Annotated in this window: 1 protein-coding gene; it reads right to left on the reverse strand. The window is 37.6% G+C overall.

What is annotated here, in order from left to right:
• Window positions 1-286 precede the first annotated feature (286 nt).
• Window positions 287-3607, reverse strand: a complete 3321-nt coding sequence (gene dpdE / locus BV375_RS17285) for a protein DpdE (protein WP_086762592.1) — start codon at window positions 3605-3607, stop codon at window positions 287-289.
• Window positions 3608-4089: the final 482 nt, after the last annotated feature.

Here is a 4089-nt window from a genome sequence, read left to right on the forward strand (position 1 = left end):
CATACTTTCATGCTTGGTTGTGGGATTTTCCCGTGATTGACTGCCTTGAAAATAGGGCAGGAGGCAGAAGAAAAGGAAGGGTTAAGATTTTCATTGTTCCTTGTGAACGCAGCTCATGGGGTCTCTTGCATAAGTCGATTTTTTGAATATCGAACCACAGATAAACGCAGATAAACACCGATATTTATCTGTGTTTATCTGTGGTTTTTTTTATTCTTATTCGGATTTTTGCAAGAAGTCTCTTGACTTGAAGCAAAATTCGCTCTCCTAGGCTGATACAAGAGTATTAAGAACTAGTCGAGGAATACCCAGAGAAAGGGTGCCCAGATACAACAATGAAACCTACAGAATCAAGTTTAATCTCCGGTTGACGAATTCCTTTAAGAATGGCTGCACTTAAAGCAGTTTCTATCTTTAGTTCTTCAGCTAGAGTAGAATTTCCAATTTGTCGGTTCATGCGTAAACGTAATTGTTCTACTCTATGCGCTAACTTTGGCTCAGCAACTTGAGCATAATGTTCGCATAATTGAATAAAATCAAGACGTTCAGTAAGTAATTGCTTAGAAGTATCACGCACTTGATAGCAAATGTTTTGCCAATTATTAGCGGCAACAAAATTGTCAATAATCTCTAGACGCTCCTTTGCCAAATTATAATCTTGCGCTCCCTTGTTATATTTATCTTTACTATATGGACGCTGGAGAATATTTAAGAGTAATTCATCTTCAACATTACATAGAACTTCAGAACGAGCATCAATAAAGATAGTTTTAATTAGTGGAGGAAATAAAGCATCGATCCGCCGCTTCCAGATATTGTATTGCAAATTATCTAGTTGATAACCTGTCAAAATTTGATCGGTAACTTTGAGATTGCCTTCCACTAAATAGTTACATTGAAAACCAAACCACTCCTTTCCTTTACTAGTATCCCAAGATGCATCTTGACGCCAAATAGCAAACGCTTGACCTCGGTCATCCCACTCCACATAGTTCAAAAGTGCATCTACAAATCTTTCTCCAATTCTCAAAAGCTTAATGCCAGGATTCTGGTTAGCTACTCTGCGGTTATAAGTACCAAATTGGTCTATATTACTATTAGCAAAATGAGTTTTATATTCATCTACACTAACCAAAGTTTGCTTTGTCGCTTGATAAGAATTCACATCTGGTAATTCTGGACTATAAACTGATTTGAAGTGTAATGCCTGAGTAATCCAACCCTCCATAGCTCGTTTGATTTCAACATGTTGACTATCATAATTATCTAATTCTTGAAAATATGTACTACCATGTTCCTGAGCATTAATCTCATCTAAGACATTTTCTTCACTTATTTTTATCTCCTCTTGAGAAATTTCTTGTTGAATTGTTGCTGTAGCTTGTAATAGTCCACTGGCACCTGAATGAAATAGAGTTGTTTCTAAGTCTGGTAACTTCTTATTAAGATAGAATTGAGAACTGGCAATCGATTGATTGAAGATCAAAAGTCCATCTTTTAGGAATTGATACCAAGCACTATGAAAACTATCTTCTAAATCAGCGCCAACTAAAACAGTAAAATTAATATCTGTAGAACGACCAATCCGGTCAATTCTGGTGATTCTTTGCTCTAGTTGATTGGGTACCCAAGGAAGGTCAAAATTAATCATCCAATCAATAAATTGAAAGTTATGGCCTTGCTCAGCAGAAGAATCGCAAACTAAAATAAAACAATTAGGGTTATTTTGAAACTGATTTAAATTTTTCTCAACTTGTGCAAAGCTTTGTTCAGATTGATGAACAGCAACACTTGTTGCACCAAAAGTCATCGATAAGCAACGAGCGATCTCTAGGCAACTTTGTTTAAAACCAGTGAATATTATAATTTTGGGCCAAGAATCACCAGGAATAGGTCTTTCAATTCTCTGTTTTACTCTGTCGCTGAGTTGGTTAACATTGCTACGAAATGATTGTAGTCCCAGAATTTCTGATAAACGATAGAGGAGTATAATTTTTAGTAATTCAATGCGATCGCCATCTTCTGATGGTTGGGCAATAATTTGTCGCAAAGATCCCAAAATCTCTTCTTCTCCAGTAAACTTTGGAGTTTGAGTCAAGATATTGACATCATTATTGCCAAACTCTTTGATGAGTGCAGGCTCAGAATTTCCACTTAAACGTGCTGCAATTACTTGTTCTAAAATGCCTAACCAAGTACCAGCAGCTAAGAATAACAGCAGAAAAATACGTCTATAAGCCTCTTGATTAGGAGCGACAGTACGCCATTTTTCCATCAGTTCATGAATATCAGGAGAGCGCTCATCTAAATCGTATTCTTCTTTAGGTGTAATCTGGCGATTAAAGATGACATCTTTTACACAAGCACGACGGTTACAAAGAACTCGAGGGTGTAATCGATAGGTATCACTGATGTGCGTAGAAATTGCCTGGACAATTGTATCTTGTTCACTAGGGTTCGTTTGTAAACAATGTTTCCAATCCTCTGTTAGATTTCGTAAATACTTATCTTCAGGTAATAAATTTTGCAGTTGCTCTAAGTTGCTTTTAATCTCTGAAGGATTTGGATCTTTTCTTAATGAGAGGACAACTCGACCAAGGAGTTGGCAATTTTGGATTTGAGCATGAAAACCCTCTAAATTATCAAGTTTATAAGTTGTTGGTTCAAGTAAGTGCAGCAACACCAGAAAATCTTGTTCATGCTTAAGAACAGGACTGGTAGACAATAAAAGTAAACGTTCGCTTCTATGGGCTAGATGTTTGTAAGTTTCAAAACGCTGGCGCACTGCTGTTTCGTGAGAATTAGCCATTGCTGCAATTTGCTGAGCTTCATCTAAAATCAGTAAGCCAATATTCGCTTTCGGGTTGATTTTATGTACATCATCAAACGCCAGCACTACTACTCGTTTTGGAAAATGAGAGATATAAAATTTCTTTTCTAATTCATTGCGCCATTGTGGAAGTAAATGTCCGGGAACAAGTACCACAGCGCCTTTTTTTGGTTCATCAAGGAGATATTGGCGTAGAATTATACCAGCTTCAATAGTTTTTCCTAATCCGCCTTCATCTGCTAGTAAGTAGCGTTGAGTTACATCTTCCAGTACATGTCGGACAACTTCAACTTGATGAGGATAAAGATTTATATTTGCCGAAATCAATCCCGTCATTCCACGACTAACAGCCTGCTGCTTCACTACGCATTTAAGCAAAGCCAATCTTCTATCGTGCAAATAAGGCGTTTCGTGACCTTTGATCGCTAGAGTTTCAATAGGGTCTTTGACCGCTAGATTGCAACGGACGTAAATTTCTTGTTCTGTAACAATTACAGTTTTTTTATCTGGCAAATCAATCTGATAGTTTTGAGTGTCTTCGTCCCAAGCAAAAATTCTACCAACTATCCATTTTTCTTGGTTTTTTAACTTGATATAGCATCGAGTTTGTTGCTGTAGTTTAACTTGAGACAGTAAATTTAAGGGTAAAGATTTTTGCAAGCGTTGTCCTGGTGAGCAGAAATACTCAACAAGGATATCGCCATGAGTCATGTCAATAACCTTTCCAATCCCCAAAGCATTATTTGAGGACTTTACTAGTGAGCCAAGCTTAATCATAGTTTCAGTCCCCTAAGCATCCTAAAATAATTTTCCAGAATCTTTGAAAAACTCATGTCTGGAAATTTGCAGAATTTTCATTGTAACTGGTTTTTGTGAGTTCGATTCTAGTGCTGACAATTTTTAAAAGCTCACAAGAAGCACACTCAACAGTTCAATAGGTACTGTTTCACACAAGCTAGGGCTAACTGTGTCACCCGCAGTTGAGATAAAGCTTTTTACGGAAAGTCCATAGAAGCACACAACAGCGGCGATCGCTCACCGCAGATGGGTATATACCTAAGGCGATTTGGTTCTGATTTACAAGCCTACTGACCAAACGAAGTGCGATCGCCCAAACAAACACGCATGGCTAATGAAGTTACAGTTCTTGATCAAGCCACTGTGGTTGGGTCTTTTTGCGATCGCGGTCTTTATTCTGTTGTCATTAGACCTAGCTTGAAAAAGAGCTGTGAGCATAGGTTAAGTAGCCCAAATGATTT

Source organism: Nostoc sp. 106C, assembly GCF_002154725.1.
Lineage (GTDB): Bacteria > Cyanobacteriota > Cyanobacteriia > Cyanobacteriales > Nostocaceae > Aulosira.